We start from the raw sequence: 25751 nt of genomic DNA on the forward strand, positions 1-25751 counted from the left end.
CGCGTCATGCCGAACACCCCCATGTTGGTCGGGGAGGGCGTGAGCGTGCTCTCGCCCGGACGGCACGTCAAGGCCGAGCATCTCGAGCTCGTACGCGGCATCCTCGGCAGCGTCGGCAAGGTGGTCACGGTTCCCGAATCGCAGATCGACGCGGTCACGGCTGTCTCCGGTTCCGGCCCGGCCTACTTCTTTCTGGTCGCCGAAGCGATGATCGACGCGGGAGTCGGTCTCGGCCTGACGCGCCCAGTCGCTACCGAATTGGTGGTGCAGACGATGGTCGGTTCCGCAGCGATGCTCGATCGCACCGGCGACAGCGCGACGGATCTTCGCGCCGCGGTGACGTCACCGGGCGGAACGACGGCTGCGGCACTGCGTCAGCTCGAAGCGGGCGGCCTGCGGACGGCGTTCTTCGATGCCTTGGATGCCGCCAAGTCGCGCTCGGCCGCAATGGGTGCAGCTGCGGATTAGTCGTCCGTTTAGCCACACCCGTCGCTTTAACCCCACCAGTACAGCTAAGCTCGACTTAGTACGTACGTGTCTGTTCCGCCGGAGGGGAAGCCGGCGGCGCGAGTCGTGCTGGAGGTATGTGGATTAATGGTGTCTGCAAACAAGCCGTCCATGGGTTCGTCCCACGACGGAAAGCCGGCAGTGGCCGGCACGCAATTCCTCACTGTTGCTGAGGTAGCAACTTTGATGAGGGTGTCGAAAATGACTGTGTACCGGTTGGTACACAGTGGCGAATTGCCCGCTGTACGAGTGGGCCGTTCGTTCCGTGTACATGCGAAGGCAGTACACGATTACCTCGAAACCTCGTACTTCGATGCCGGCTGACCAGCCGGTTCGAAGAGGATGACCTCGGCGTGAGCCGAGTCGCGGGCACAGCGGTTGCTGTGCCGGAGGCTCGGTTTATGCCGAGTGACTCCACACCGGTACGATGAGTCACTGTCGTACCAGCAAGCTGGTGTCGTAAGGCGCTGAGCTAGTTAAAACGAGGGCCAGGCGCCAATTGCTTGGCGCAGGCGTACGTGACCGGCGTGCGCAGGAACGCTAGAGAAGAACGTGAGGGACACCCGCTATGGGTTCAGTGATCAAGAAGCGTCGCAAGCGCATGTCGAAGAAGAAGCACCGCAAGCTGCTTCGTCGTACCCGAGTACAGCGCAGGAAACTCGGTAAATAAGCAGTACCGGTTGATGCCCGCCACCCCTTCCGGGGTGGCGGGCATCAGCATATTCGGGGGGAAGCGATGTGTGCCACGTCTCATTGGCTGGGCGGTTTGTCTTGAATGGCCGAAATTTGGGTAGTCAGCGCGGGACCCCCTCTGCCCGTAAAGTGGGGGAAAATCGCGGGAGGGACGCTTCGGCAGAGCGCGTTTCTACTGGATATGGGGGTACTTGGTGGTTGAAGGTGACAACACTTCAGGGGGCACGACGCCTCGCGTCGTACTGGTGACCGGGGCGAGCAGATTTCTCGGCGGCTACCTGGTGACCAGGCTTGCGCAGAATCCGTCGATCGAGCGTGTCATCGCCGTCGACGCCGTCAGTCCGAGCAAGGACATGATGCGCAGAATGGGCCGCGCGGAATTCGTGCGAGCAGACATCCGCAATCCGCTGATCGGCAAAGTGATCCGAAACGCCGAGGTCGACACCGTCGTGCACGCGTCGACGCTTCAGAAAGCCCCCAAAGCCGGCAGCCGCGCCGCGATGAAGGACATGAACGTCATCGGCGCCATGCAACTGTTCGCGGTCTGCCAGAAAGCGCCGACGGTTCGCAAGGTGATCCTGCGCTCGGCTTCGGTCGTCTACGGGTGCAGTGCCAAGGATCCCGCTCAGTTCACCGAAGAAATGAGTGCGCGCCGCCGGCCGCCGGGCGGATATGCCCGCGACAGCCTCGAGATCGAGGGATACCTCCGTGGAATGGGGCGTCGGCGCCCGGACATCTCGGTCGGGATTCTGCGGTTGGCGCCGTTGATCGGACCTCAGCTGACTGCAACCGTCGGGCACTACGTCACCGCCCCACTCGTGCCCACCATCGTCGGGCGCAACGCGCGCCTGCAATTGCTCCACGTCGAGGATGCCCTCGCGGCGCTGGAGAAGGCGACCATCGGACACGCTTCGGGTACGTACAACATCGCCGGCGACGGAGTGGTCATGATGTCGCAGGCGATCCGCCGGGCAGGCAGGGTGGAAGTTCCCATGCCGCTCGCTCTGTTCCGCAGCGTCGGGAGCGCGTTGGTGGGGTCGTCCATGAGGCTGTACACCGACGAGCAACTCGAGTACTTCCGGTTCGGCTGCGGACTCGACACCACTCGCATGCGCAGCGAGCTGGGGTTCGAGCCGCGATGGACCACCATGCAAGCACTCGACGATTTCATGCGTGCGATGCAGACGCGCCGGATCATCAAGTCCGAGTGGATCGATCGGGCGGAGAATGCGTTGACCACCATCCTCGGCGGTGACACCGCCGCGGCGGCAACAAGTGCAGACGTGATGCACATGCCGCTGTCGGGACGAAGTGCGGTGAAGGGGTGACTGACGTGGCGAAGGTAATTCCCCTGCGGCCCAGCGCAACTCACACCGGAAAGTCGGCAACTTCCCGTTCGCGTGAGTCGGTCACCGGTGCGGAGCGTGACATCCGTGAACAAAGTGAACGTCGGCATCCGTCCGGAGTGTCCTCGGCGGCCGACCACGGCGGTGAGAGCACGTTCGTCGATTCGGCCAGGTCGGCGATCGTCGACCAGATCGCCTCGGCAGCAGAATTCCTCCGACGTCGGGTGTCCGGCGACTACGAGGTCGACGAGTTCGGATTCGACCCGCATTTCGCGGACAACGTCGTCATGCCGATGTTGCGCCCGTTGTTCGAGAAGTGGTTTCGCGTCGAGGTCAGTGGGATCGAGAACATTCCCCTCACCGGGGGAGCGCTTGTGGTCGCCAACCACGCCGGTGTGATCCCGATCGACGGACTGATGACGTCGGTTGCCGTGCACGATCACCATCCAGCGCATCGTCCACTGCGAATGTTGGCTGCGGACATGGCATTCGAGATGCCAGTGGTGGGTGGACTGGCGCGCAAAGCCGGTCATACGTTGGCCTGCAACCCCGACGCCGAGCGTCTGCTCAACGACGGTGAAGTCGCGGCCGTGTTCCCGGAAGGATTCAAGGGCATCGGGAAACCGTTCAGTGAGCGGTACAAGTTGCAGCGGTTCGGGCGCGGTGGCTTCGTGTCGGCCGCAATGCGAACCGGTGTTCCGATCATTCCGTGCTCGATCGTGGGTTCGGAGGAGATCTATCCCAAAATCGGTGATCTCACCACACTCGCACGCGTTCTCGGTCTTCCGTATTTCCCGGTGACACCGCTGTTTCCACACTTCGGGCCGCTCGGCCTGGTTCCGTTGCCGTCGAAGTGGTACATCGAGTTCGGAAAGCCCATCGTCACCGACACCTTCGAGAGCGGTGCCGCCGACGATCCGATGGTCCTGTTCGAGGTCACGGACCACGTCCGGGAAACCATTCAGCAGACGCTGTATCGACTGTTGGCCAAGCGTCGCAACGTCTTTCTCGGCTGAGTTCGGTCCGGATCGCTGCTCGATCCGGACCGAACCCGCTCAGACGTTCTGTTCTTTGCGCCTGGCGAGAATTGCCGCGAGCGCCCCGCCGACCGCTCCGAGCACCAGCGCCGTCGGTACGCCGATCTTGGCGGCCTTTCGTCCGGTGCGGAAATCGCGAACTTCCCACCCGCGGTTCTTCGCGAGTTCACGAAGATCTGCGTCGGGATTGATCGCCACCGGTGTCCCCACCAACGAGAGCATCGGAACGTCGTTGTGGCTGTCGGAGTAGGCGGAACAGCGCTTGAGATTGAGTCCTTCACGCACCGCCAACGTCCGTACGGCGTGCGCCTTGCCCATGCCGTGCAGGATGTCGCCGACGAGTCGGCCGGTGAAGACGCCGTCCTCACTCTCGGCGACAGTGCCCAAGGCGCCGGTCAATCCCAGTTTCTCGGCGATGACCTGAGCCAGTTCGACCGGAGTTGCCGTCACCAACCACACCTGTTGTCCGGCGTCGAGGTGCATCTGGGCCAACGCCCTCGTGCCTGGCCAGATCTTGTCGGCGATGACCTCGTCGTAGATCTCCTCGCCGAGGCGGGCGAGTTCGGCGGTGGATCGACCGGCCACGAAGGACAGTGCTTTCTCGCGGCCTTCGGCGACGTCGTCGCTACTTTCTCGGCCGGTGACTCGGAACTTGATCTGCTTCCACGCGAAATCCACCAGATCCGAGGTCTTGAGATACTTTCGTGCAGCGAGACCACGGGCGAAGTGGATGATCGACGCACCCTGCACCATGGTGTTGTCGACGTCGAAGAATGCGGCGGCCGTGAGGTCGCGCGGAACGGCCGGGGGCTCTTCGCCGGTTTCCGGTTCTGTGGGGTTGGCAGCTTCGTGCAATGCCAGAGCTGCGTCAGCGCTCGCCTCGCCGGCGAGATTGGCTCGAACTTCCGACTCACTCGGGCCCAGCGGATTCTTCACATGGCGACGTCCGGGGAGAATGACCCCGGCAAGCCCTGATCCGAATCCGGAGCCGTTCGGTAGTGATCGCGCAGGCACCCGCACCTCCCGTGTTGCATTCTCGAGCAGAGAACTCTTCGAGTCAGCCTATCCTCCGCGATGAGGCCCGATGGGTTGGATGGTGACCTTCCCTGTGGTGTGTGACGTTCCTCTCCGCCGATTTGGTACCGAGTGGGGCTCCGGAGGCACACTCGACCGATCAAGTAGATGGCGTCCCCGTAGAAGAAAGGTATGCGTCGATGACTGCAGCTACGCATGAAGTGACCCTGTTGACACGCGCAGGATGCGCGTCCTGCGTCGGCGCGGCGGAGGTCCTGCGACGGGTCTGTTCCGAGTTCGAGCTGGAATTGACGTGCATCGACGTGGACGAAGCTGCCGCGACGGATCCAGAGCTGAGAGCGGAGTACGGAGACAGATTGCCCGTCGTTCTTCTCGACGGACGCGAGCACGGTTACTGGGAAGTCGACGAGGAGCGCCTTCGTGACGATTTACGCAAGTAAGGCAACCCTCAAAGTTGTCCGCGGAGCCGCTTTGCAGGTGAACGGCACATCGAACCCGTCTCGAGCAACTTTGTGCATGGGTTCACAAGCGGTTACCGTGGTGTGAACATTCCCCCGGAGCATCGTGGAGGTCGACAGTCGTGTCGACCGGACGAGGAGCCAGCGACGTGACCGAACCGCACCAGACGCATGAGCCTGTGGCTCAGCGCGTCACCGGCGCTGCGGGCTCTTCCGTCACCGACGCTTCCAGCGCCTCGGTTACCGACCCGATCGCTCAGGATCGCGTCATCCCCCAGGCTACGGTGACGCGCTTGGCCGCATACCTGCGGGTCCTCGGAGTGATGTCCGACCGGGGTACCTCCATCGTCTCGAGCGAGGAACTCGCGCAGGCGTCAGGTGTCGGATCAGCGAAGTTGCGTAAGGATCTGTCGTTCCTCGGACCCAACGGTGTCCGCGGCGTCGGGTACGACGTCAACAGGCTCCGCATCCGCATCGAGCGTGCACTCGGACTCGATCGTGGGCACAAGGTCGTTCTCGTCGGAGTCGGAAACCTCGGCAAGGCACTGGTCGGCTACGGCGGATTCAGCCGCCGCGGTTTCGAGATGGTCGGACTCTTCGACAGTGACGCAGATCGAATCGGAAGCAGAGTCGGGGATCTCGTCGTGCGCAGCACCGAGGAACTGACCGTCGCCTGCCGTGAACTGAATGCGACCATCGGCGTCATCTCCACACCGGACGAGGCAGCTCAGGGCGTGTGCGACCAGTTCGTCAGCGCCGGGCTGCGCTGCATCATGAGTTTTTCGCCGATCGCCCTCGACGTTCCCGATCACGTGGAACTGCGACGCGTAGATCTAGCCGTCGAGATGCAGGTTCTCTCCTTCAACAGTGCGCGCAATGCCGATCAGGCATCCAGCGCGCCGCGAGTACGAGTGGCTCACGCCGCATCCGCTTCGTCAGTCCCATCCACCAGTTCACCCGCTCCGGTCGGAGCAGGTTCGACAAGAAACGGATCAGTGATCGCGCCGTGAGTGTTCTGCTTGTCGGGGTCTCGCATCGAACCGCGCCCGTCCCGGTGCTCGAGCGAGTAGCTGTCACCGACACCGATCGTCCGAAGCTGATCGACAAGCTTCTGGCGTCTTCGCACATCTCCGAAGCGATGATCGTCTCCACCTGTAACCGGGTGGAGGTCTACGCGGTGGTGGACGCGTTCCACGGTGCACTCACCGAGGTCGGTGAAATCCTGGCCGACCATTCGGGTCTCGACCTGACAGCGCTGCACGCTCACGCGTACGTCCGCTACAGCGAAGCAGCCGTCGAGCACCTCTTCGCGGTGGCCAGCGGCCTCGATTCCATGGTGATCGGCGAACAGCAGATCCTCGGCCAGATCCGTTCGGCCTACGCATCTTCGGATGCGCAGCAGGCCGCCGGACGCGTCGTCCACGAACTGGCTCAGCAGGCACTGCGCGTCGGCAAGCGAGTGCATTCCGAAACCGGAATCGACTCCGCCGGAGCATCAGTCGTGTCCGTGGCTCTCGATCGTGCAGCGGGCATCATCGGTGAGGGCGGCCTGGTCGGCCGCACTGCCGTGGTTGTCGGTGCAGGCTCGATGGGCGGTCTGTCGGTTGCGCATCTCACCCGCGCCGGAATCGCACGCATCGTCGTCGTCAACCGGACACAGGAACGCGCCGAGCACCTGGCGGAGACGGCACGCTCCAACGGCGTCGACGCCGACGGTGTTGCCTTCGATCAGCTTTCGGCCGCGATGGCGCAGGCAGATGTCATGGTCACCTGTACCGGCGCGGTCGGGGCAGTGGTCACCCTGGCGGATGTGCACCGCGCACTCGCCGAGCCCGATCGCGACAACACCAAGCACCTCGTCATCTGCGACCTCGGGCTGCCGCGCGACATCGATCCCGCCGTCGCCGGCCTGCCGGGTGTCACCGTTCTCGACATGGAGACGCTGCAGCGTGATCCAGCGGCGGGCGCAGCCGCTTCCGACGCAGATGCCGCACGCACCATCGTCGCCGGCGAGCTTGCGACCTACCTTGCCGGACAGCGCCTCGCCGAGGTCACTCCGACCGTGACGGCTTTGCGGCAGCGCGCCGCCGACGTCGTCGAAGCCGAACTGATGCGACTCGATTCGCGTCTGCCCGGCCTGGACGATCCGCAGCGCGACGAGGTTGCACGCACCGTGCGACGCGTCGTCGACAAGCTGCTCCACGCCCCGACCGTGCGCGTCAAGCAACTGGCGTCGGCTCCCGGCGGCGACTCCTACGCAGCAGCGCTGCGCGAACTCTTCGAACTCAGCCCCGGATCTCCCGCGGCCGTGGCCACACCCACCGATCTGGTGGACGGCGACCGCACTGGAAGGGACCTGCAGGCATGAGCGTCACCACCCCTCGATCGGGGAGCCCGCTGCGGATCGGCACTCGCGGAAGTCTTCTCGCGACCACGCAAGCCGGTACCGTGCGCGATGCCCTCATTGCGGCCGGACATCCCGCCGAGTTGGTCATCATCAAGACCAAGGGCGACCAGTCCACCGATCCCGTCCAGAAGATCGGCGTCGGAGTGTTCACGGCAGAGCTTCGAGAAGCCTTGCTGGACAACCGCGTCGACGTTGCGGTGCATTCCTACAAGGACTTACCGACCGCGCAGGACCCGCGTTTCGTCATCGCGGCGATTCCGCCACGCGAAGATCCGCGTGACGCGCTGGTCGCCCGTGACGGTCTGGTCCTCGGGGAGCTTCCGGCCGGTTCCAAGGTGGGAACCTCCGCGCCGCGCCGTGTTTCGCAGCTGAAGGCACTCGGTCTCGGCCTCGACATCGTGCCGTTGCGGGGCAACCTGCAGCGCCGTCTCGGCAAGGTCGAATCCGGTGAACTCGACGCCGTGATCCTCGCTCGCGCCGGCCTGTCCCGTATCGGCCTGCTCGATCTCATCACCGAGAATATCGAGCCCGTGCAGATGCTCCCCGCTCCGGCGCAGGGTGCTCTGGCCGTCGAATGCCTCTCTGCCAATGCGGAATTGGCGGCGATCCTCGCCGAGCACGACGACGCGGGTACCCGGGCGGCAGTTACGGCCGAGCGCGCCCTGCTCGCCGAGTTGGAAGCCGGCTGCACCGCTCCGGTGGGAGCGATCGCGGAGATCGTCGAATCCCTCGACGACGACGGCAGAATCTTCGACGAACTGTCGGTACGCGGCTGCGCAGCCGCCATCGACGGTTCGGACGTCATCCGTACCGGCGCCGTGGGTGCGCCGGACAAGGCCGAGGAACTCGGCCGAGCGGTAGCGCGCGAGTTACTCGAACTCGGCGCCCGCGAGTTGATGAACGTGACTACAGGCGAGGCAGCCGATGTTTGACGCCCCACTTTGCACTTGCACCAAGTTCCCATTTCGATACAGCGCACTGGAGAATCACCGATGACCCGAGTCCGAAAGAACACTCCCGGACGGATCCTGTTCGTGGGATCGGGACCGGGCGACCCCGCCCTGCTCACCGTTCGCGCACGTGACGTCCTCACCGGCGCCGCAATGGCATTCACCGATCCGGATGTCGACAAGGGCGTCGTCGCACTCGTCGGCATCGATATGGGCCGCGACGAGGAGACCGGCGAGCTGATCGCGGACGTGCGTCCGGCACTCGGCGAGCCTGCCGAGGTTGCAAAGACATTGGTGCACGAGGCCAAGAACGGTCACGACGTCGTGCGTTTGGTCTCCGGCGACCCGCTGACCACGGATTCCGTGATCGCAGAGGTCACCGCAGTCGCCCGCACGCAGGTTCAGTTCGAGGTTCTCCCAGGTCTGCCTTCCGGTTCGGCTGTGCCGAGCTACGCCGGCATGGCGCTCGGCTCGGGTCACACCGAGGCCGACGTTCGCGGTGAAGTCGACTGGGCTGCTCTGGCCGCTGCACCGGGACCGCTTGTCCTGCACGCGACGTCCGGACATCTCGCCGAGACCGCCAGCGCGCTGGTCGAGAACGGCTTGGCTCCGCAGACGCCTGCTGCGATCACCGTCCGCGGTACCACTCGTCAGCAGCGAACCGTCGAGGCAACTCTCGCGACGCTCAACGAAGCCGGATCCGAACTGGTGGGCTCGCTCATCGTCACCGTCGGCAAGGTTGTCGCGCAGCGCAACAAGATGTCGTGGTGGGAATCGCGCGCTCTGTACGGCTGGACCGTCCTCGTGCCGCGCACCAAGGATCAGGCCGGCGAGATGAGCGACCGTCTGGTCACTCACGGAGCGATCCCGATCGAGGTTCCGACCATCGCCGTCGAGCCGCCTCGCAGCCCGGCTCAGATGGAGCGTTCGGTCAAGGGACTCGTCGACGGTCGCTACCAGTGGGTCGTCTTCACTTCCACCAATGCTGTTCGCGCAGTGTGGGAGAAGTTCGAAGAGTTCGGCCTCGACGCTCGCGCCTTCTCCGGTGTGAAGATCGCCTGCATCGGTGAAGCAACCGCAGCCAAGGTGCGCTCGTTCGGCATCAACCCCGAGCTGATCCCGACCGGTGAGCAGTCCAGCGAAGGCCTGTTGGCCGAATTCGCCCCGTACGACGACGTTTTCGATCCGGTCAACCGGGTTCTGTTGCCGCGGGCGGACATTGCGACCGAAACCCTCGCAGAGGGCCTGCGCGAACGCGGTTGGGAGATCGACGACGTCACCGCCTACCGCACCGTCCGGGCAGCGCCGCCGCCGGCCGAGACCCGCGAGATGATCAAGACCGGTGGATTCGACGCCGTCTGCTTCACCTCGTCCTCGACCGTGCGCAACCTCGTCGGCATCGCCGGCAAGCCGCACGCCCGCACGTTGGTCGCGTGCATCGGCCCGAAGACGGCCGAAACCGCTATCGAGTTCGGTCTGCGCGTCGACGTGCAGCCCGAGACCTCGCAGGTGGGACCGCTGGTGGAGGCTCTCGCCGAGCATGCTGCTCGTCTGCGCGCCGAAGGTGCTTTGCCGCCCCCGCGCAAGAAGTCTCGAAGGCGCTAGCGCACCCGTGAGGGGTTGAGGAGTCTGTGGACTCCTCAACCACTCACAGGTTCCGACGAAGGAGGGCTACTTCTCGTGTTTCCCACTCATCGCCCTCGCCGGCTCCGGCGCACTCCTGCGCTCCGGCGACTCGTGGCAGAGACCTCGCTCGAACCCCGGCACCTCGTTTTGCCGATGTTCGTCGCCGACGGCATCGACGCACCGCGTGAGATCAGTTCCATGCCAGGCGTTTTCCAGCACACTCTCGATTCGCTGCGGTCCGCAGCGGTGGAAGCGGTGGAAGCCGGCGTCGGTGGCCTGATGCTGTTCGGTGTTCCGAAGGCGGAGGACAAGGATCCCCAGGGGTCCGGTGCCTCCGATCCCGACGGAATCCTCAACGTCGGATTGCGCGCTCTGGCAGACGAACTCGGCGATTCGACGGTCATCATGGCCGATACCTGCCTCGACGAGTTCACCGATCACGGCCACTGCGGCGTGTTGACTGCCGGCGGCGCTGTCGACAACGACGCGACCTTGATCCGATACGTCGAAATGGCTCTCGCACAAGCTGAATCGGGTGCGCACCTGCTCGGTCCCAGCGGCATGATGGACGGTCAGGTGGCTGCGATCCGCGGTGCACTCGATGCTTCGGGGTATGTCGATGTCGGTCAGCTCGCCTATGCCGCGAAATATGCGTCAGCGTTCTACGGGCCGTTCCGTGAAGCCGTCGGATCCTCACTGCAAGGCGACCGTCGTACGTATCAGCAGGACGGCGCCAATCGCCGCGAGTCGATGCGCGAGGTAGACCTCGACGTCGCCGAGGGCGCCGACATGGTGATGGTCAAGCCTGCAATGTCCTACCTGGACATTCTGCGTGAGACCGCCGACCGGTCCCCGGTTCCGGTCGCTGCGTACCAGATCTCGGGGGAGTACTCGATGATCACCGCGGCCGCGCAGAACGGGTGGATCGATCGGGACGCGGCGATTCTCGAATCGCTCATCAGCATTCGCCGCGCTGGTGCCGACGTGGTCCTCACGTACTGGGCGTCGGAAGTTGCCGGATGGCTGTGACGGAGTCACGCATGGTGGCTGCGCCGGTATCGACCGATACGCTGGTGTCATGACCGAGCAGTGGCCGCCGTCGCGCCAGGAACCGCCCCGCCGGGAACCTCCCTACGAGAACCAGCCGTTCGAGAATCAGCCGTACCGCGAACTCGGACCGATGCCGACGGGTCAGATCCCGGGATATGGCCCCGGTTACAACGGATACCCGGGACCTGCGCCGAAACCCGAGCCGCCGACGGACGTCGTGACTGCGATTCAGTTGTGGTGGGCTGTGACGGCGCTGGGGTTGGTCCAGGGCGGCGCGATGATCTGGATGCTGCTCGGGCAGAAGTCGATGTTCGTCGACGAGATGCTCAGAAATCAGGCAGCTGTCGACGCCGGTCTGACGCGTTCCGACGTGGAGGGCATGTTCCCACTGGTCATCGTGTTCTCTGCGGTTTTGGTCGTGATCGTCACCGCGGTGTTCCTTCTGTTCGTGCGCGCGATGAGTCGCGGCAAGAACTGGGCTCGAATGTTGCTGACGTTCTGTGGCGTCTTCATGCTGGTCTCCGCGATCCCGGTGATCTTCGGGCTCGGCGGAGACGGCGGCGCGGCCACTCTGCTGTTCGGCGGAGCCGAAATCCTGCAGGCAGTTGCTGCTGTCGGGGCGATCGTGATGATGCACCGAAAAGAGTCCAATCCGTACTTTCTTCGTTTCCCCCCGGCGGGGAACCGGTAGGTAGCTCGGGGTACTGTGAAACGGGTCACTGAAGTAGTAGGGGAGAGGTCGGACGCGATGAGTTCTCAGGAAGCCCTGCGTACGGAAAGCACCCACGACGCGCCACTGCGCCAACGTGGTTCACGCACCGAAGTGATCTTGTTCGCGATCCTCGGAGCCTCTGTTCTGGTGACACTCCTGATGCTCATGATTCCGGGCATCGTCAGCGGATAGCGCACACTTGAACCCGTGAGTATCTCTACGAAGGTCAGGCGCCCGACGGCTGTCGAGGCAGCATTCTGGCTGTGGATCGCCAGCGCGTTCCTGCTCATACTCTTCGGCCTGATCAATGTCACCAGCGCTTCGTATTCGTTGCGTGAGCAGTTCACCGATCAAGGCGTTTCGGCCGGAAACATCGACATCTACGTCACCTTCGTGCGGGTGTCAGGGCTGGTTCTGCTGTTGACCGGCCTCGCGATCGGCGGCCTCGCCGGTCCCACTCGCGCCGGAAGGGCGTTGTGCCGACGGATCCTGGTGATCGTGTCCGGAGTGTTCGCGGTGCTGCAGATCGCGCTGGTCGTCGCCGGGATCAGTACCGTGCTCGCGCTGGTTGTTCCCGTCATGCTGATCTGTGCCTGCGTCGCGATCTACCGCGACACCACCCGAAGTTGGTTTGCCCGTGGCTGATCGCGCGCCGGAAATCGGCCCGGACGTTCTGTACTACGAACCGGGTTCTCGGTGGTGGGCCATCGCGTTCGGTCCGATCTTCTGCCTGATCGCCTTGGTCATCGAACTGTTCACGGGCCCGGTGGTGCATTGGTTCGGTCTGGCGATGTTCGCCGTGATCCTCACCGGATTGGTCTACGTGCAGGTGATCGCAGCACGGCGGCACGCGAGCGTACTTCTGACCGCGACCACGTTGCGTCAGGGAACCGAAGAGGTGCCGATCACCGAGATCGCCGAGGTGTTCCCGGAGTCCGACGACGCTGCCTACGAGGACGAAATGGAACCGTGGGAAACGGCACGCGCGCTCGGTGAGCTGTCCGGAGTGCCCAGGCGTCGGCACGGTATCGGCTTACGTTTGACCACCGGGGGATTGGTGCGGGCGTGGGCAAAGGACGATCAGGCACTTCGCGAGGCGTTGAGTCAGGTCGTTGTGGTTGGTGTCGAACCGGACGGGTCTGCCGATGACTGAGCCACAGCCATCCCCGCGTGTCGACGTGAAGACGTGGATCGGTGTACTCGGTATCGTCGCCGCAACGATTCTGGCGGTCGTGTGCTGGCGAGCGGGTACGACGACGTCCGACTTCGGACCGATACTGGAGGGCGCTCCACCGTTCGAGAGCACGCACTACGACGGTCTCTGGATCTCGGGCGCCGGGTTGTCGATTCTGGTTGCGGGGCTGATGGCCATCGATGTCGTGCGCCGCGTCCGGGTGGGCTTCGTCGCATCGCAGTAGCCCTCATACGGGTAGGGGGTATAGTTGCGGTATGAGTAGTTACAGCCCCGAGCAGGACGATCTGCTCAAGCGCCTTCGTCGTATCGAAGGTCAGGTAGCCGGAATTTCACGCATGGTCGCAGACGACCGGTACTGCATCGACGTGCTCACCCAGGTATCCGCCGCGACGAGCGCGTTGCAGTCCGTGTCCCTGAAGCTTCTCGACGCCCACCTTGCGGGTTGCGTCGTCGAAGCTGCCAAGCAGGGTGGTCCGGAAGCGGACGTCAAGATCAAGGAAGCTCAGGCGGCCATCGCTCGCCTCGTTCGTTCGTAAGGTGTCGGTCCGTCACTCCGTGATGGACCGCGCGAGCGCCCGGGCGGAGAAGCTCACGAAGTACTCGGGTGTGACTTCTTTGGCGATGTTGATGACGATGGTGTCCGACAGGCCTTTGAGTCCGGAGAGCACGAGATGGATCAACGCGGGGTCGTCGATCAACCGGCTCCCTTCGGCTGCAGCAGATTCGGTGAGCGCTCGAATCAATGCCGAGTTGTAGACCGCTACGGATGCGTGAAGTTCCCGCATGCTTTCTCGGTCGGACCCGGCCATGCCTTCGATGTCGCGCCAAGTGGTGGTGAGTCGACCCACCCGTGCCCAGTGCCGAGCAAACTCGGAAATCATGGACTCGAGTAAGGCGCTCAGTCCCTGCTCGCGGGGGAGCGAGTTCACGAAGTCCGCCATTTCCAGCTGACTTTCGCTGAGGAGGGCGGCGAAGATGTCCTGCTTGTCGACGAAGTACTGGTAGATCAGGCCAGTACTGGTGCCGGCTCGTTTGGCGACAGCGCGGATCGTGAGCGCGGAGTAGCCTCCTTCGTCCAGAAGCGAGATCGCCGCGTCGAGAGTTCGGCGTCGACGCACTTCGGCGTCGCCGTAGATCGACTTGCTGCTGGTACTGCTCATTTGATCACCGTAGTCGCGGTGGTCGGCATCCTCAATTCACATCGAACACTGTTCGTTGTCGAACGCCACGCAGAATTCGATGTGACTCAGATCATAGAATGAACATTGTTCGAAATAGAATGAACATCGTTCATTCTGGTGTTACGGTATGGCGCAGACCACATCGAGGCCAGTGCAAAGTGCTGGACACTCTGCGGTCGGCCTGACCTTTCTTCCCGTATCGATCGGGAGGTCTACACAGTTGTGGAGTACCTATGACACGCACTAACGATGAACGCGCGGCGATCGACATCGCCGCTGCGGCTGGAGAACTTCTGCTCGACCATCGGAAATCCCTCGGCGAAAACGACGGTGATGTCGCGACTTTCAAGAACGCGGCCGATCGGCTCAGTCACGAATTCATCGTCGCCGAACTTGCCCGACGCTTTCCTGCGGATGCAGTGCTGTCGGAGGAAGGGGCTGACGACCTCGCGAGGCTGGCTGCGGATCGGGTGTGGATCGTCGACCCTCTCGACGGCACCCGTGAGTACGGCGAGGCCGGACGATCGGACTGGGCCGTTCATGTTGCGCTGACCGAAAACGGTGTCCTCACAACCGGTGCGGTCGCAATGCCTGCCCTTGGCGTCACCTATTCGAGCAGCGATGATCGGACCGAACGGGATGCCGCAACGCCGGTTCGAGTCGTCGTATCGCGGACGCGTCGTCCGGAACCGGTCATGCGCATGGCCGACTCGATGGGCGCGGAGTTGATCGAAATGGGATCCGCCGGAGCCAAAGCAATGGCGGTCGTCTCGGGTGAGGCAGACATCTACGCACATGCGGGCGGACAGTACGAGTGGGATTCGGCGGCGCCCGTTGCTGTCGCACATGCTGCGGGACTGCATGTTTCGCGTATCGATGGCAGCGAACTGCGCTACAACCAGGAAAACCCGTGGTTGCCGGATCTGCTGATCTGCCGACCCGAACTCGCCCCGAAAGCACTGGAGGAACTGGGCCGATGACCGCGACACTGACGCACCTCGAACGACTCGAAGCCGAGAGCATTCACATCATGCGTGAAGCTGTTGCCCAGAGCGAGAACCCGGTGATGTTGTACTCGGTGGGCAAGGACTCCGCCGTGATGCTGCATCTGGCGCGCAAGGCCTTCTATCCGTCGAAGCTGCCGTTTCCGCTTCTGCACGTCGATACCACGTGGAAGTTCCGTGAAATGTACAAACTTCGTGACAGTACCGCTGCTGCAGGCGATCTCGATCTGATCGTCCACACCAACCCGGACTGCGTGAAGCAGGGGATCAACCCGTTCACACACGGCAGCGCTGTCCATACCGACATGTGGAAGACCGAAGGCCTCAAACAAGCCCTCGATCACTACAAGTTCGACGCTGCATTCGGCGGCGCCCGCCGTGACGAAGAAAAATCCCGCGCCAAGGAACGCATCTTCTCGATCCGATCAGCTGCGCACCGTTGGGATCCCAAGCGGCAGCGACCGGAGCTGTGGCGGATGTACAACGTCCGCAAAGCGCCGGGCGAGAGCCTGCGCGTCTTCCCTCTCTCGAACTGGACCGAGCTGGATGTGTGGGAATACATACGCCAGGAAGAGATTCCGATCGTTCCGCTGTATTTCGCCGACAAGCGGCCCGTCGTAGAGCGGGACGGTGCGCTGATCATGGTCGACGACGACCGGATGCCGTTACTGCCGGGAGAGACCCCGGAACTCAAGAGCGTTCGTTTCCGCACCCTCGGCTGCTACCCGCTGACCGGAGCCGTCGAATCGACCGCAACGAGCCTGACCGAGATCATCTCGGAAATGTTGCTCACCACCACTTCCGAACGCCAGGGACGGGTCATCGACCACGACTCCAGTGCGTCGATGGAAAAGAAGAAGCAAGAGGGGTACTTCTGATGACTGTTTCCTCGGATCTGATCGCTGACGACATCGAGGCGTACCTCGAACGTCATGCAAACAAGAGCATGCTGCGATTCATCACGTGCGGCAGCGTCGACGACGGCAAGAGCACCTTGATCGGCCGTCTGCTCTACGAATCGAAACTCGTCTTCGACGACCAGTTGACGGCGCTCGAAGCCGATTCGCGCAAGAGCGGAACCCAGGGGGAGGGGCTCGATTTCGCGCTCCTGGTCGACGGCCTCGCCGCCGAACGTGAGCAGGGCATCACGATCGACGTCGCCTACCGCTACTTCACGACCGAGCGACGCAAGTTCGTCGTCGCCGATACTCCGGGGCACGAGCAGTACACCCGAAACATGGTGACGGGCGCGTCGACCGCCGATCTTGCTGTGATCCTTGTCGATTCCCGCAAGGGGATACTGACTCAGACCCGCCGGCACTCGTATCTGGTGTCGTTGCTGGGGATCAAGCACGTGGTGCTTGCCGTGAACAAGCTCGACCTCGTCGATTACTCGCAAGAGGTCTTCGATGCCATTACCGCGGATTATGCAGAGTTCGCTCACGAGATCGGTCTGGACGGGTTCGTCGCCATCCCGATGTCGGCATACATGGGTGACAATCTCACCGAGCGCAGTGCGAATACCCCGTGGTACTCCGGACCAAGCCTGATCGAGCATCTCGAAAGCGTGGACATCGACGATGCTGCCGCCGCGGCTCCGTTCCGGATGCCGGTGCAGTGGGTCAACCGGCCGGACCTCGACTTCCGCGGATTCTCCGGCCAGATCGTTTCAGGCACCGTATCTCCCGGAGATCCCATCCGCGTGCTCCCCAGTGGAAAGACGTCCACAGTCGAGCGCATCGTGACCATGGGTGGCGACCTCGACGTTGCCGGTGCGGGCCGCTCGGTCACCATCACGCTCGCCGACGAGATCGACATCAGTCGCGGTGATGTGCTGTCCATCGGCGACAATCCGCCGGCCGTAGCCGATCAGTTCGAGGCCTGCATCGTCTGGATGGGTGAGGCTCCCATGCTGCCCGAACGGCCGTTCCTGTGCCAGATCGGTACCGTGACAGTCACTGCGCGCATCACCAAACCGAAACACAAGATCAACGTCAACACTCTCGAGAAGACCGCAACGACTACTCTCGCGCTCAACGAAATCGGTGTGTGCAACCTCAGTTTCGATCGGCCGGTCCCGTTCGACCCGTACGTCGGCAACCGTGACACCGGTAGCTTCATCCTCATCGACCGCCTTACCAACGGCACTGTCGGTGCGGGCATGATCACGCACTCGCTGCGTCGATCGGACAACATTCACTGGCAATCCGTCGACGTCGACGAGGCCGCGCACACCAGGCTCAAGGGACATCAACCCGCAGTTCTGTGGTTCACCGGTCTCTCCGGTTCGGGAAAGTCGACCATCGCGAACGATGTCGAGCGTCAACTGCACGCACTCGGCGCGCACACCTACCTCCTCGACGGAGACAACGTCCGTCACGGGCTGAATCGAGACCTCGGATTCACCGAAGCCGACCGCGTCGAGAACATCCGTCGCGTCACCGAGGTCACCCGACTGATGGCGGACGCCGGTCTGATCGTGCTCGCGTCCTTCATTTCACCGTTCGAGGCCGAGCGTCATGCCGCCCGTGAATTGATCGGCGACGAACAGTTCGTCGAAATCTTCGTCGACACCGCTCTTGCCGTCGCAGAGGAGCGAGATCCCAAGGGTCTGTACAAGAAGGCTCGACGGGGCGAGTTGGTGAACTTCACCGGAATCGATTCGCCGTACGAACCGCCGCAGAACCCTGACATTCACATCGACACCAGTGTCACGACGACCGAGGACGCTGCGATCGCGATCGTCGACCATCTCCGCGCCCGCGGAACCATTTCTTGATCCGCCTGAACACGAGGAGCATCCATGCCTGACAGGGCTGAAATAGTTTCTGCCGTAGAAGATTACGTCAAGTGTCTCGGAAGTCACGACGTCGACGGACTGGTTGCGCTGTTTGCGCCCGACGCAGTTCAACACGAACCGCTGGGGGTCCAGACCTACCGCGGCATCGACGAGATTCGCGAATTCGATACCGCGAACGCGCAGGTCGATTTCACAGTCAGCCTGCTCGGTCCGATTTCGGTGACGGGAAAGTACGCAGCCATGCAGCTTCGGGTGCAGCGCGCCGGTATCCCTGACTTCGCTGCCACCGATGTGTTCGAGTTCGACGAGAACGGCAAGATCATCTCCCTGAGTGTTGTTCTCGATCCGCAGGCGCTGTGCTGACCCATCAGGGCCTGCTGGCAGGCAAGGTTGTCGTCGTCTCGGGAGTGGGCCCGGCGCTGGGTCGTTCGATTGCGATGCAGAGTGCGGCGGCCGGAGCGAAGGTTGTTCTGGCTGCCCGCACACCCGAGCGCTTGGAATCGGTGGCAACGGAGATTCGAGACCGCGGCGGAATCGCGTTGGCCGTCCCGACGAACCTCACCGACGTCGATTCGATCGCTTCGTTGGCGGAGACAACTGTCGCTGAGTTCGGTGCGGTGCATTGCTTGGTGAACAACGCATTTGTTCAACCCGCGCAGGTCCCGCTCCTGGACGCCGACGTGGTGTCCATCCAGTCGGGCATCGACATCAACTTGCTCGCGGCGTTGAACGTCACCAGGGAATTTGCTCCGGCATTGATCGAGTCGCACGGGTCCGTCGTGATGGTCACGTCCATGGTGTTGCGCAACCAGCTTCCCGGGTTCGGGGCCTACCGCATCATGAAATCCGGGCTCCTGGCAATGGCACGCAGTTTGTCGATCGATCTCGGTCCCAAGGGCGTTCGAGTCAATTCGGTTGCTCCCGGCTATATCTGGGCGGACTCGGTCAAGAACATGTTCGAGAAGAAGGCGGCGGCGGCAGGAGTCGACCCCAAGGTGATCTACGACGAGATCGCAGCGGGCGCCGATCTGCGCCGATTGCCGGAGCCAGATGACATCGCAAACGCTGTCGTCTTCCTCCTGTCCGATTCAGCCAGGGCCATCACAGGGCAATGTCTCGACGTCAACTGCGGTCACACGCACCACTGATCAACTCATACAAGGACTAGCCATGACACAGGATTACGACGGCATCGGTTCCATCGATCACCTTCACCAGGCTGCGCGTGAGGCGGCCGGGTACGAAAACTTCGGCAGCGAAGGCTATCTCGAAGGACTTCGAGTTCTCCTCGAGTCGTTCCAGAACGAGGCCGACCTCACTCCTCACGGCAAGGTGATCGCTCGCAAGATGATCGTCGGAGCGCTCGCGGGTCGCCTGACCAGTGAGGCCGGATTCGCGAAATATCCAGAGCACGTAGACGTTCCGATCGAACGCCCGATCTTCGTGGTCGGGTTGACCCGCACCGGCAGCACCGCGCTGCACCGCTTGCTCGGTGCCGACCCGGCGCATCAGGGCGCCGAGATGTGGCTCGCCGAGACGCCGCAGCCGCGCCCCGAGCGCGACAAGTGGTCGGAGAACGAAGATTACGTTCGCTCCGACGCCTTCTACCGTGCTCGCCAGCGTAACGAGGCAGACCTGATGAAGGTTCATTTCATGGGGGCGGAGGAGGTCGAGGAATGCTGGCGGCTGCTGCAGCAGACGATGCTCTCGACCGCGTTCGAGACGGTGGCGTACGTGCCGAGTTACACCCGGTGGCTGGCGGAGCAGGACTGGACCGAAACATATGCGCGGCACAAGAAGAACCTGCAGTTGATCGGGCTGCACGACCAGGACAGACGGTGGGTGCTCAAAAGCCCGAGCCATGTCTTCGCGATCGACGAGATCATGTCGGTCTATCCGGATGCACTGTTCGTTCGGACCTTCCGGGACCCGTTGACATCGATGGCGTCCACCTTCAGCCTCGTAGAGCAGGGCGGACACGACATGTCGAGGGCCTTCGATCGTCCGGCCATCGGGCGCACGCAACTGGAGTTGTGGGCGCGAGGGAATGCGAACTTCAACAATGCCCGTAGCCGTTACAACCCCGATCAGTTCATCGACGTCGACTACAAGGACTTCATCGCCGATGCGGTCGGCACCGTCGAGAAGATCTATGCACAGTTCGCCCTGCCCTTCACAGACGACGCCCGCGCCGCGGTGGAGGCGTCGCATCAGGCCAGCCTTGCCGAGCACCGTCGTCCGTCGCATCGCTATTCGCTCGAGGATTTCGGCGTGAGCGCTGCCGACGTCGAAGCGAAGTTCGCCACCACACCCTGAAGCCCTCCGGCCCTGTGCGCCTTTTTGGTAGTGCCGACTACCAAAAAGGCGCACAGGGCGAAGCCCCAACCGAAACAAGGAGATTCACATGAATGCTGTTTGGGAAAAGTTCTGCGCAGATCTGCTCGAGGTCGGAAAGGTCCTGGAAGACGAGATCGTCCCTCAGGATCCGCTGACTCAAGCCGAGGGCGTCCGCTACCTGAGTCGGTTGCTTCGGTACGGCACGATCAACTGTGTCGAGTACACCGATCCACGGTGGCCGCAGTTCTCGTCGGCTCCGAACCCGAACATGATGACGAAGATCGGTGCCGACAACCCGGACAACGTCTACATGCGCGCCAACATTTCCGGGAAGTACAACTACCGGATCATCGGCACCCGAGGCACCGTCCCGCTGATCACCTTCGGCTCGCGCGTAAATCGGTACCACATCGACGGCACCATGCTGCAGACCGGCGATCTGCATATCCACGACCTCGAGGTCGACGAGAACGGCCGTTTCGAGTTCATCGCGAGCGTCGACAAGCCCGATGAGGGCGCTTGGCTGCCTTTGGCGCCCGACAGCAACCTCATCTCCGTTCGGCAAACTCACAAGGATCGGCGCAACGAGGTCATCGGTGATCTGACCATCGAATGCCTGAACCCGGACGGGGAGTTCGTCCCGTTGGGTCCGGAAGAGATCGGCGAGCGCCTCACCAAGTCCGTCGGGATCGTGAAGGGGATGGCGGAGACCTTCCTGGAATGGTCGCGCAAATTCCAGCCGCACACCAACGAGATCTTCGACTGGGGACAGGACTACTTCCAGGATGCCGGCGGCGATCCGACGATCTTCTACTTCCACGGTTACTGGAAGCTCGCCGAGGACGAGGCGTGGGTCATCGAGACCGAGGTTCCGAACTGCGAGTACTTCAACTTCGTGCTGCAGAACTTCTGGGTCGAGTCCCTCGACTACAACCGCACGAACATCTACATCAACAATCACACCGCAAAGCTCAACGACGACGGCACCATGACAATCGTCGTGGCGGCGAAGGATCCGGGTTATGGCAACTGGATCGACACCGATTCGCATGCCGAGGGGACATGGGCGCTGCGCTGGATCAAGGCGGACTCGCACCCGATCCCGACGTCGAAGGTAGTCAAGATCTGACACGCTGACGGAGATTGGGAACGTATGTACACCAGGAAGATTAGGTTCGGCCCTCGCTTTGTCGCGCTCGGGCTTGCCGGTGCATTGATGTTGGCCGGTTGCGCGTCGAGCAGTGGGGACAACTCGGGATCGGCTTCACCGAGCAGTAGTGGCGCAGCTGGTTTTGTGGGCGCCCCAGATGTGGGGGAGCGGATCGACGGCGGTGTTCTCACCTTCGGGTCCTATTCGTTCCCTTCCTCGTTGGACCCCACGAGAACGCAAGCCGCCGGTTCGACCGGCGGAACCGAAATGGCCGCGATTTACGACACGCTGGTACGCAGCGACTCCACAAACGGGAGCTTCGTGCCACAACTCGCGAAGACACTGTCGAACAACAGCGACTTCACTTCGTACACCGTCACTTTGGCTGATGGCCTCACCTTCAGCGACGGAAGTCCGCTCGACGCGGAAGCGGTGAAGTGGAGTATCGATCGATTCGTGGCAGGCAAGGGTGATGTATCGCAGACCTGGCTCAACATCGTGGATCGGATCGAGACGCCCGACGCCACCACAGTCGAATTCGTGCTCGAGCGGCCCTGGCGTCAATTCCCGGCGCTGTTGTCGCTCGGGCCCGGAATGATCGTTGCGCGAAGTTCAGGGGGAGAGGCAGGGTCGGTTTCAGGAACCGGGGAGGGAGCGTTCACACCGATCGGGGCGGGTCCGTTCACCTTGGCCAAGTTCGCCCCGCACGAAGAACTGGTACTCGCCGCACGCACGGATTATCAGGGCGGTAAACCTCCACTGGACACAGTGCGGTTTGTTCCCACGTCGGGTGCGCAGTCTCAGTACGAATCGTTGAAGAGCGGCCAGATCGACATGACGTACATTCTCCGCGACGAGGCCGTGATCGAACAAGCTCTCGACGACGGATACTCGGGTTACCTCAGTCCGACCGGACAGAACGGGATCGGCACGATCAACAACCGTGAGGGCAAGCCCGGGGCCGATGTTCGCGTCCGTCAGGCGATCGCCTACGGGGTGGATCCGGCGGCGGTCAATACCCGGGCGAACAACGGATTGGGCACCGCCAGTTCCGAACTGGTCCCGCAGACGTCACGTTGGTACAACAACACAGCAGGCATTCCGTTCGATCAGGTGAAGGCAAAGGCGCTGCTCGATCAAGCGAAGTCCGACGGGTACGACGGGAAACTCCGCTACCTCACCACCTCGGAGCCGAGCCAACAGGCGACGGCACTGACGGTTCAGGCGTCGCTGAACGCGATCGGTTTCGACGTCACCATCGACTACGCGACCGATGTGACCGATCTGGTTCGACGGGTATACAAGGACCACGATTTCGACATGACCAGAGGTGGCGCTCCGGTCGGAGAAGAAGCGCCGTACCTCAATTTGTACAACAGTATGGCCAGTGATTCGAAGAACAACCCGTCCGGCTTCGCGGACCCGGAGATGGACGCGATGATCACAGCTGTGCAGACGGCATCGACGGACGATGCTGTCCGTGAGGCGATCAGCAAGGTGCAGGAGTACGCCAACGCGACTGTGCCTTACGTGATCTGGGGGCCGGCGTCGGTGTTGACCGCATGGGACGGCAACGTTCACGGCGTCGTTCGCAACATCACCGACATCATGTTCTTGGGCGGCGCTTGGATCTCGCCCAACGGCGAAACGGTGGAACGATGAAGTGGTCCTTGGCGGGTGCGATGATCGACGCCCTGGAACTGTGCGAGTTGGCGCAGGTCGCCGAAGAGGTGGGGTTCGACGGAATCGCGATGCCGGATTCCGTGTTCTATCCGGAGCAGGTGTCGGCGCCGTACCCGTACACTGCAGACGGGAAGCGGATGTGGGCGCCCGAGACGCCGATGCCTGATCCGTTCATTGCCATGGCGGCGATGGCGGCCGTCACATCGCGAATTCAGTTCTACACCAACGTGTTCAAACTTCCACTGCGCGATCCGCTGTTGACTGCCAAGCAGGTCGCGACCATGGCCGTGATGTCGAGGAACCGCGTCGCTCTCGGCGTCGGTTTGTCCTGGATTCCCGAGGAATTCACCTTCACCGGTACCGAGATGCGCACCCGCGGCGCGCGTACCGACGAAGCCATCGAGATCATCAAGGCGGTGTGTGCGGGACGTGGGCCGGAATGGGTCGAATACCACGGCAAGCACTACGATTTCGACGCTCTGATGATCAGTCCTGTTCCGGAGATTCCGGTTCCGATCTACATCGGTGGGCACAGCGAACCGGGGTTGCGCCGTGCAGCCAGGCTGGCTGACGGTTGGATGTCGGTGAACACGACCAAAGCCGAATTAGCCTGCGCCATCGATCGTCTCACGGAATTGCGGGTCGAGTACGGTCGTGCCGATGTTCCTTTCGGCGTCAACGTCTCGCCGACGGATGTTCGTGATCTGGACGGATATCGCGAACTCGAGACTCTCGGAGTCACGGAAATCAGAGTGTTGCCCTGGTATCGCTACGGAGTTGACGCCGGTGATCGTCAGGGACGACTCGACTCCGTTCGGCGGTTTGCCGAGGAGGTCATCGCTCAGTACTGATCGATCAGCGTCTGCATCGCCCGGCCGTAGAGTTTTGCCAACTCGTCGCGATCTGCGGACTGGGGGATACTTTCGTCGCTGAGGACGCTCAACAGCCCGGACACCTGGGCGGAGACCAGGAGTGCGCGGGTGTACGCGTCTTTGCCGTCTAGACGAGCGGCGAGATTGGTGGCGAATACTCCGGTCATGTCTCGGAGTCGCTCCCGGATGCGTGGACTGTCCGACGCTCGCATGAGCGCTGTGTACACCGACAGCATCCGGGCGTCGGCCTTGCCCAGGACGAAGGCGGCGATTCGCTCACCGAGGGTGTCGAGTGGGCCGTCGAACTGGCCTTCGAAGTAGTCCGCAACCGGCGTGGTTTCCAGGAACAGTGCTTCTTTGGACCCGAAATGCCGGATGACCAGGGCCGGATCGATTCCGGCAACTTTGGCGATGGCGCGAACTGACGTGCCGCCGAACCCGTGCTCGCCGAACAGTTGGAACGCCGCCGCGCGAATCGCCTCGGATGTCGAGGGTTGCTCCTGCTCTGGCGTGTGCCTCGTGGGTGTCACGACATCGACCTCTGTGCTCGCTCGCCGACCGCGTTGTCAACGGCGTTGACTATAACGTGTCAACGGTGTTGACTGTTGAGTCTGTCAACGGTGTTGACAGCTAGATGCGGTTAGTGAAGAGAGCGTGGAATATGACAGATACCGACGTCCGAGTACCCAGCGAAGAAGTTGTCGATCCGCCGACCAATTGGAAGATGGTGGGCAGTGGACTCGCATTTCCGTTGTTCTTCGTCATCATGTTCTGCCTGTGCTACGTCAGCGCCTTCCATTCGCCGACGCCGAATCAGGCACCGATCGTGGTGGTCGGGTCGCCGTCCGTCACGGCCCCGCTGATCGACGGAATCCAGGCTTCGTCGGGTGACAAGTTCGACATCGTTGCCACAGCCAACGCCGCCGACGCACTCTCTCGGATCGACAACCGCGATGCGATCGGCGCCATCGAGATCGGTGACACCGTGACCGCACATATCGCCACCGGCGCGGGCGCCTCGACGGTTTCCGTGGTGAGCAGCTTGGCGCATTCGGTTGCGGAGCAGACGGGGCAGCAGGTCACGGTGATCGACTCGGCGCCTGTCACGGCGCGAGACTCCTCGACCGTCGGACTCTTCTACTTCCTGATCGTCTGCACCCTCGGTGGCTACCTGACCATCACGGTGCTCAGTCAGGTTGCGCCGAGAATGCGGTTGCGAGAGCAGTATTCGATCCTGGCCGGTGCGGCGATACTCACCCCGCTCATAGCCTTCGGCATCACCAGCATCTTCATGCACGCCTTCGGGGCGTCGTTCGGCCAGATCCTGCAACTGCTGGGAATCTCGATGGTTTACACGTTCACCGTCGGTACGGTGAGCATCCTGCTCAATCGACTGCTCGGCCAAGCCGCGATCTTCGCGGTGCTGACGGTGCTCGTTTTCATCAACTTCCCGAGTTCGGGTGGTGCCATTCCGGTGTCGTTCCTGCCCGGATTCTGGCAGCACATCCATTCGTTCTGGCTCGGATCGGCAGCCATGGAGCCCATCCGCTCCGTTATCTACTTCAGTGGCAACGGCGCCGGACCGCACCTGCTCGTTCTGGGGATCTGGCTGGTCGCGGCACTCGGCCTGACCGGACTGCTCGCCTCTCGCCAGTCGAAAAAGGCAGCAGCGCACTGAGTGTGGTGGGGCCGGCGATTGCCGACCCCA

At 62.6% G+C, this 25751-nt stretch carries 30 protein-coding genes; 27 read left to right on the forward strand and 3 right to left on the reverse strand.

Annotated features, from left to right (window positions below; genetic code table 11):
- From ACYP01_RS08040 to ACYP01_RS08060, 5 genes are all read left to right on the forward strand, one after another.
- On the forward strand, positions 1–468 hold a 468-nt coding region (locus ACYP01_RS08040; RefSeq protein WP_459679301.1), incomplete at its 5' end, for a pyrroline-5-carboxylate reductase family protein.
- Between the two features lie 126 nt (positions 469–594).
- Positions 595–831 carry a helix-turn-helix domain-containing protein gene (locus tag ACYP01_RS08045; RefSeq protein WP_003941845.1) on the forward strand — a complete coding sequence of 79 codons (237 nt, stop codon included), beginning with the start codon at positions 595–597 and terminating at the stop codon, positions 829–831.
- A 244-nt stretch (positions 832–1075) separates the two neighbouring features.
- Positions 1076–1177 (forward strand): 30S ribosomal protein bS22, encoded by a 102-nt coding sequence (locus tag ACYP01_RS08050; RefSeq protein WP_003402602.1) that lies wholly within the window; start codon positions 1076–1078, stop codon positions 1175–1177.
- 217 nt (positions 1178–1394) lie between these two features.
- The gene (locus ACYP01_RS08055; RefSeq protein ID WP_007735316.1) at positions 1395–2528 is read left to right on the forward strand and encodes an NAD-dependent epimerase/dehydratase family protein; all 1134 of its coding nucleotides are present in this window, start codon (positions 1395–1397) and stop codon (positions 2526–2528) included.
- Positions 2525–3562, forward strand: coding sequence for a lysophospholipid acyltransferase family protein (locus tag ACYP01_RS08060; protein WP_007735315.1), 1038 nt, complete (start codon positions 2525–2527; stop codon positions 3560–3562). The genes ACYP01_RS08055 and ACYP01_RS08060 overlap by 4 nt, the downstream gene beginning before the upstream one ends.
- Before the next feature lie 39 nt (positions 3563–3601).
- Here ACYP01_RS08060 and ACYP01_RS08065 read toward each other — a convergent pair whose 3' ends face one another.
- Positions 3602–4597 carry an HAD family hydrolase gene (locus tag ACYP01_RS08065; RefSeq protein WP_003941873.1) on the reverse strand — a complete coding sequence of 332 codons (996 nt, stop codon included), beginning with the start codon at positions 4595–4597 and terminating at the stop codon, positions 3602–3604.
- A 200-nt stretch (positions 4598–4797) separates the two neighbouring features.
- Between ACYP01_RS08065 and ACYP01_RS08070 the strand changes: the two genes are divergently transcribed.
- The 12 genes from ACYP01_RS08070 (at position 4798) to ACYP01_RS08125 (ending at position 13552) form a co-directional block, all read left to right on the forward strand.
- Positions 4798–5058 carry a glutaredoxin family protein gene (locus ACYP01_RS08070; protein ID WP_058227478.1) on the forward strand — a complete coding sequence of 87 codons (261 nt, stop codon included), beginning with the start codon at positions 4798–4800 and terminating at the stop codon, positions 5056–5058.
- A gap of 140 nt (positions 5059–5198) precedes the next feature.
- The gene (locus ACYP01_RS08075) at positions 5199–6086 is read left to right on the forward strand and encodes a redox-sensing transcriptional repressor Rex (RefSeq protein ID WP_007735314.1); all 888 of its coding nucleotides are present in this window, start codon (positions 5199–5201) and stop codon (positions 6084–6086) included.
- Positions 6083–7444: a glutamyl-tRNA reductase gene (locus ACYP01_RS08080; protein WP_003941867.1), complete on the forward strand. Its 1362-nt coding sequence runs from the start codon at positions 6083–6085 to the stop codon at positions 7442–7444. Before ACYP01_RS08075 ends, ACYP01_RS08080 begins: the two co-directional genes overlap by 4 nt.
- Positions 7441–8415: a hydroxymethylbilane synthase gene (gene hemC / locus ACYP01_RS08085; RefSeq protein WP_019744374.1), complete on the forward strand. Its 975-nt coding sequence runs from the start codon at positions 7441–7443 to the stop codon at positions 8413–8415. The genes ACYP01_RS08080 and hemC overlap by 4 nt, the downstream gene beginning before the upstream one ends.
- Before the next feature lie 60 nt (positions 8416–8475).
- The gene (locus tag ACYP01_RS08090; protein ID WP_003941969.1) at positions 8476–10038 is read left to right on the forward strand and encodes a bifunctional uroporphyrinogen-III C-methyltransferase/uroporphyrinogen-III synthase; all 1563 of its coding nucleotides are present in this window, start codon (positions 8476–8478) and stop codon (positions 10036–10038) included.
- Positions 10039–10113: 75 nt separating this feature from the next.
- Positions 10114–11088 (forward strand): porphobilinogen synthase, encoded by a 975-nt coding sequence (gene hemB / locus ACYP01_RS08095; RefSeq protein ID WP_007735309.1) that lies wholly within the window; start codon positions 10114–10116, stop codon positions 11086–11088.
- A 49-nt stretch (positions 11089–11137) separates the two neighbouring features.
- The gene (locus tag ACYP01_RS08100; protein ID WP_003942024.1) at positions 11138–11800 is read left to right on the forward strand and encodes a hypothetical protein; all 663 of its coding nucleotides are present in this window, start codon (positions 11138–11140) and stop codon (positions 11798–11800) included.
- A 57-nt stretch (positions 11801–11857) separates the two neighbouring features.
- Positions 11858–12013: a hypothetical protein gene (locus ACYP01_RS08105; RefSeq protein WP_003941930.1), complete on the forward strand. Its 156-nt coding sequence runs from the start codon at positions 11858–11860 to the stop codon at positions 12011–12013.
- Positions 12014–12028: 15 nt separating this feature from the next.
- The gene (locus tag ACYP01_RS08110) at positions 12029–12466 is read left to right on the forward strand and encodes a hypothetical protein (protein WP_003942066.1); all 438 of its coding nucleotides are present in this window, start codon (positions 12029–12031) and stop codon (positions 12464–12466) included.
- Positions 12459–12974, forward strand: coding sequence for a hypothetical protein (locus ACYP01_RS08115; RefSeq protein WP_003941872.1), 516 nt, complete (start codon positions 12459–12461; stop codon positions 12972–12974). The genes ACYP01_RS08110 and ACYP01_RS08115 overlap by 8 nt, the downstream gene beginning before the upstream one ends.
- A complete protein-coding gene (locus ACYP01_RS08120; RefSeq protein ID WP_007735305.1) occupies positions 12967–13239 on the forward strand; it encodes a hypothetical protein in 273 nt (90 codons plus the stop codon). Before ACYP01_RS08115 ends, ACYP01_RS08120 begins: the two co-directional genes overlap by 8 nt.
- A 31-nt stretch (positions 13240–13270) precedes the next feature.
- A complete protein-coding gene (locus ACYP01_RS08125) occupies positions 13271–13552 on the forward strand; it encodes a metal-sensitive transcriptional regulator (protein WP_003942012.1) in 282 nt (93 codons plus the stop codon).
- A 12-nt stretch (positions 13553–13564) separates the two neighbouring features.
- Here the strand turns inward: ACYP01_RS08125 and ACYP01_RS08130 are convergent, their stop codons facing one another.
- Positions 13565–14176 carry a TetR/AcrR family transcriptional regulator gene (locus ACYP01_RS08130; protein WP_003942004.1) on the reverse strand — a complete coding sequence of 204 codons (612 nt, stop codon included), beginning with the start codon at positions 14174–14176 and terminating at the stop codon, positions 13565–13567.
- A 254-nt stretch (positions 14177–14430) separates the two neighbouring features.
- On the opposite strand from ACYP01_RS08130, the gene ACYP01_RS08135 reads away from it, so the two are divergent.
- The 9 genes from ACYP01_RS08135 to ACYP01_RS08175 all read left to right on the forward strand — a co-directional run bounded on the left by ACYP01_RS08135 (position 14431) and on the right by ACYP01_RS08175 (position 24022).
- Positions 14431–15177 (forward strand): 3'(2'),5'-bisphosphate nucleotidase CysQ, encoded by a 747-nt coding sequence (locus ACYP01_RS08135; RefSeq protein WP_042453014.1) that lies wholly within the window; start codon positions 14431–14433, stop codon positions 15175–15177.
- The gene (gene cysD / locus ACYP01_RS08140; RefSeq protein WP_042453017.1) at positions 15174–16079 is read left to right on the forward strand and encodes a sulfate adenylyltransferase subunit CysD; all 906 of its coding nucleotides are present in this window, start codon (positions 15174–15176) and stop codon (positions 16077–16079) included. The genes ACYP01_RS08135 and cysD overlap by 4 nt, the downstream gene beginning before the upstream one ends.
- Entirely contained in the window at positions 16079–17980 is a 1902-nt protein-coding gene (gene cysN / locus ACYP01_RS08145; RefSeq protein ID WP_007735300.1) for a sulfate adenylyltransferase subunit CysN, read from the forward strand. Before cysD ends, cysN begins: the two co-directional genes overlap by 1 nt.
- Positions 17981–18004: 24 nt before the next feature.
- On the forward strand, positions 18005–18364 hold the full coding sequence (locus ACYP01_RS08150; protein WP_003942015.1) for a nuclear transport factor 2 family protein: 360 nt from the start codon (positions 18005–18007) through the stop codon (positions 18362–18364).
- A complete protein-coding gene (locus tag ACYP01_RS08155) occupies positions 18358–19149 on the forward strand; it encodes an SDR family oxidoreductase (RefSeq protein WP_459679360.1) in 792 nt (263 codons plus the stop codon). Before ACYP01_RS08150 ends, ACYP01_RS08155 begins: the two co-directional genes overlap by 7 nt.
- 22 nt (positions 19150–19171) lie before the next feature.
- A complete protein-coding gene (locus tag ACYP01_RS08160) occupies positions 19172–20317 on the forward strand; it encodes a sulfotransferase family protein (RefSeq protein ID WP_459679363.1) in 1146 nt (381 codons plus the stop codon).
- Between the two features lie 88 nt (positions 20318–20405).
- On the forward strand, positions 20406–21467 hold the full coding sequence (locus ACYP01_RS08165; protein ID WP_459679365.1) for a DUF1214 domain-containing protein: 1062 nt from the start codon (positions 20406–20408) through the stop codon (positions 21465–21467).
- Positions 21468–21491: 24 nt separating this feature from the next.
- Positions 21492–23150: an ABC transporter substrate-binding protein gene (locus tag ACYP01_RS08170; RefSeq protein ID WP_039973476.1), complete on the forward strand. Its 1659-nt coding sequence runs from the start codon at positions 21492–21494 to the stop codon at positions 23148–23150.
- Positions 23147–24022 (forward strand): TIGR03619 family F420-dependent LLM class oxidoreductase, encoded by an 876-nt coding sequence (locus ACYP01_RS08175; RefSeq protein ID WP_054187829.1) that lies wholly within the window; start codon positions 23147–23149, stop codon positions 24020–24022. The genes ACYP01_RS08170 and ACYP01_RS08175 overlap by 4 nt, the downstream gene beginning before the upstream one ends.
- On the opposite strand, the gene ACYP01_RS08180 is transcribed toward ACYP01_RS08175, so the two are convergent.
- Positions 24013–24573, reverse strand: coding sequence for a TetR/AcrR family transcriptional regulator (locus tag ACYP01_RS08180; RefSeq protein ID WP_314674978.1), 561 nt, complete (start codon positions 24571–24573; stop codon positions 24013–24015). The genes ACYP01_RS08175 and ACYP01_RS08180 overlap by 10 nt on opposite strands.
- A 131-nt stretch (positions 24574–24704) precedes the next feature.
- Here ACYP01_RS08180 and ACYP01_RS08185 point away from each other — a divergent pair, with 131 nt between their 5' ends.
- Entirely contained in the window at positions 24705–25721 is a 1017-nt protein-coding gene (locus tag ACYP01_RS08185) for an ABC transporter permease (RefSeq protein WP_054187827.1), read from the forward strand.
- Positions 25722–25751 lie beyond the last annotated feature (30 nt).

The sequence above is a fragment of the Rhodococcus sp. no. 34 genome (assembly GCF_054589475.1).

What these genes read in the sequence shown, in the direction of transcription:
- ACYP01_RS08045 (WP_003941845.1), top strand. Translation starts at nt 595, where the DNA reads ATGGTGTCTGCAAACAAGCCGTCCATGGGTTCGTCCCACGACGGAAAG.
- ACYP01_RS08050 (WP_003402602.1), top strand. Translation starts at nt 1,076, where the DNA reads ATGGGTTCAGTGATCAAGAAGCGTCGCAAGCGCATGTCGAAGAAGAAG.
- ACYP01_RS08070 (WP_058227478.1), top strand. Translation starts at nt 4,798, where the DNA reads ATGACTGCAGCTACGCATGAAGTGACCCTGTTGACACGCGCAGGATGC.
- hemC (WP_019744374.1), top strand. Translation starts at nt 7,441, where the DNA reads ATGAGCGTCACCACCCCTCGATCGGGGAGCCCGCTGCGGATCGGCACT.
- ACYP01_RS08090 (WP_003941969.1), top strand. Translation starts at nt 8,476, where the DNA reads ATGACCCGAGTCCGAAAGAACACTCCCGGACGGATCCTGTTCGTGGGA.
- ACYP01_RS08100 (WP_003942024.1), top strand. Translation starts at nt 11,138, where the DNA reads ATGACCGAGCAGTGGCCGCCGTCGCGCCAGGAACCGCCCCGCCGGGAA.
- ACYP01_RS08105 (WP_003941930.1), top strand. Translation starts at nt 11,858, where the DNA reads ATGAGTTCTCAGGAAGCCCTGCGTACGGAAAGCACCCACGACGCGCCA.
- ACYP01_RS08120 (WP_007735305.1), top strand. Translation starts at nt 12,967, where the DNA reads ATGACTGAGCCACAGCCATCCCCGCGTGTCGACGTGAAGACGTGGATC.
- ACYP01_RS08125 (WP_003942012.1), top strand. Translation starts at nt 13,271, where the DNA reads ATGAGTAGTTACAGCCCCGAGCAGGACGATCTGCTCAAGCGCCTTCGT.
- ACYP01_RS08130 (WP_003942004.1), bottom strand. Translation starts at nt 14,176, where the DNA reads ATGAGCAGTACCAGCAGCAAGTCGATCTACGGCGACGCCGAAGTGCGT.
- ACYP01_RS08135 (WP_042453014.1), top strand. Translation starts at nt 14,431, where the DNA reads ATGACACGCACTAACGATGAACGCGCGGCGATCGACATCGCCGCTGCG.
- cysD (WP_042453017.1), top strand. Translation starts at nt 15,174, where the DNA reads ATGACCGCGACACTGACGCACCTCGAACGACTCGAAGCCGAGAGCATT.
- cysN (WP_007735300.1), top strand. Translation starts at nt 16,079, where the DNA reads ATGACTGTTTCCTCGGATCTGATCGCTGACGACATCGAGGCGTACCTC.
- ACYP01_RS08150 (WP_003942015.1), top strand. Translation starts at nt 18,005, where the DNA reads ATGCCTGACAGGGCTGAAATAGTTTCTGCCGTAGAAGATTACGTCAAG.
- ACYP01_RS08160 (WP_459679363.1), top strand. Translation starts at nt 19,172, where the DNA reads ATGACACAGGATTACGACGGCATCGGTTCCATCGATCACCTTCACCAG.
- ACYP01_RS08165 (WP_459679365.1), top strand. Translation starts at nt 20,406, where the DNA reads ATGAATGCTGTTTGGGAAAAGTTCTGCGCAGATCTGCTCGAGGTCGGA.
- ACYP01_RS08170 (WP_039973476.1), top strand. Translation starts at nt 21,492, where the DNA reads ATGTACACCAGGAAGATTAGGTTCGGCCCTCGCTTTGTCGCGCTCGGG.
- ACYP01_RS08175 (WP_054187829.1), top strand. Translation starts at nt 23,147, where the DNA reads ATGAAGTGGTCCTTGGCGGGTGCGATGATCGACGCCCTGGAACTGTGC.
- ACYP01_RS08185 (WP_054187827.1), top strand. Translation starts at nt 24,705, where the DNA reads ATGACAGATACCGACGTCCGAGTACCCAGCGAAGAAGTTGTCGATCCG.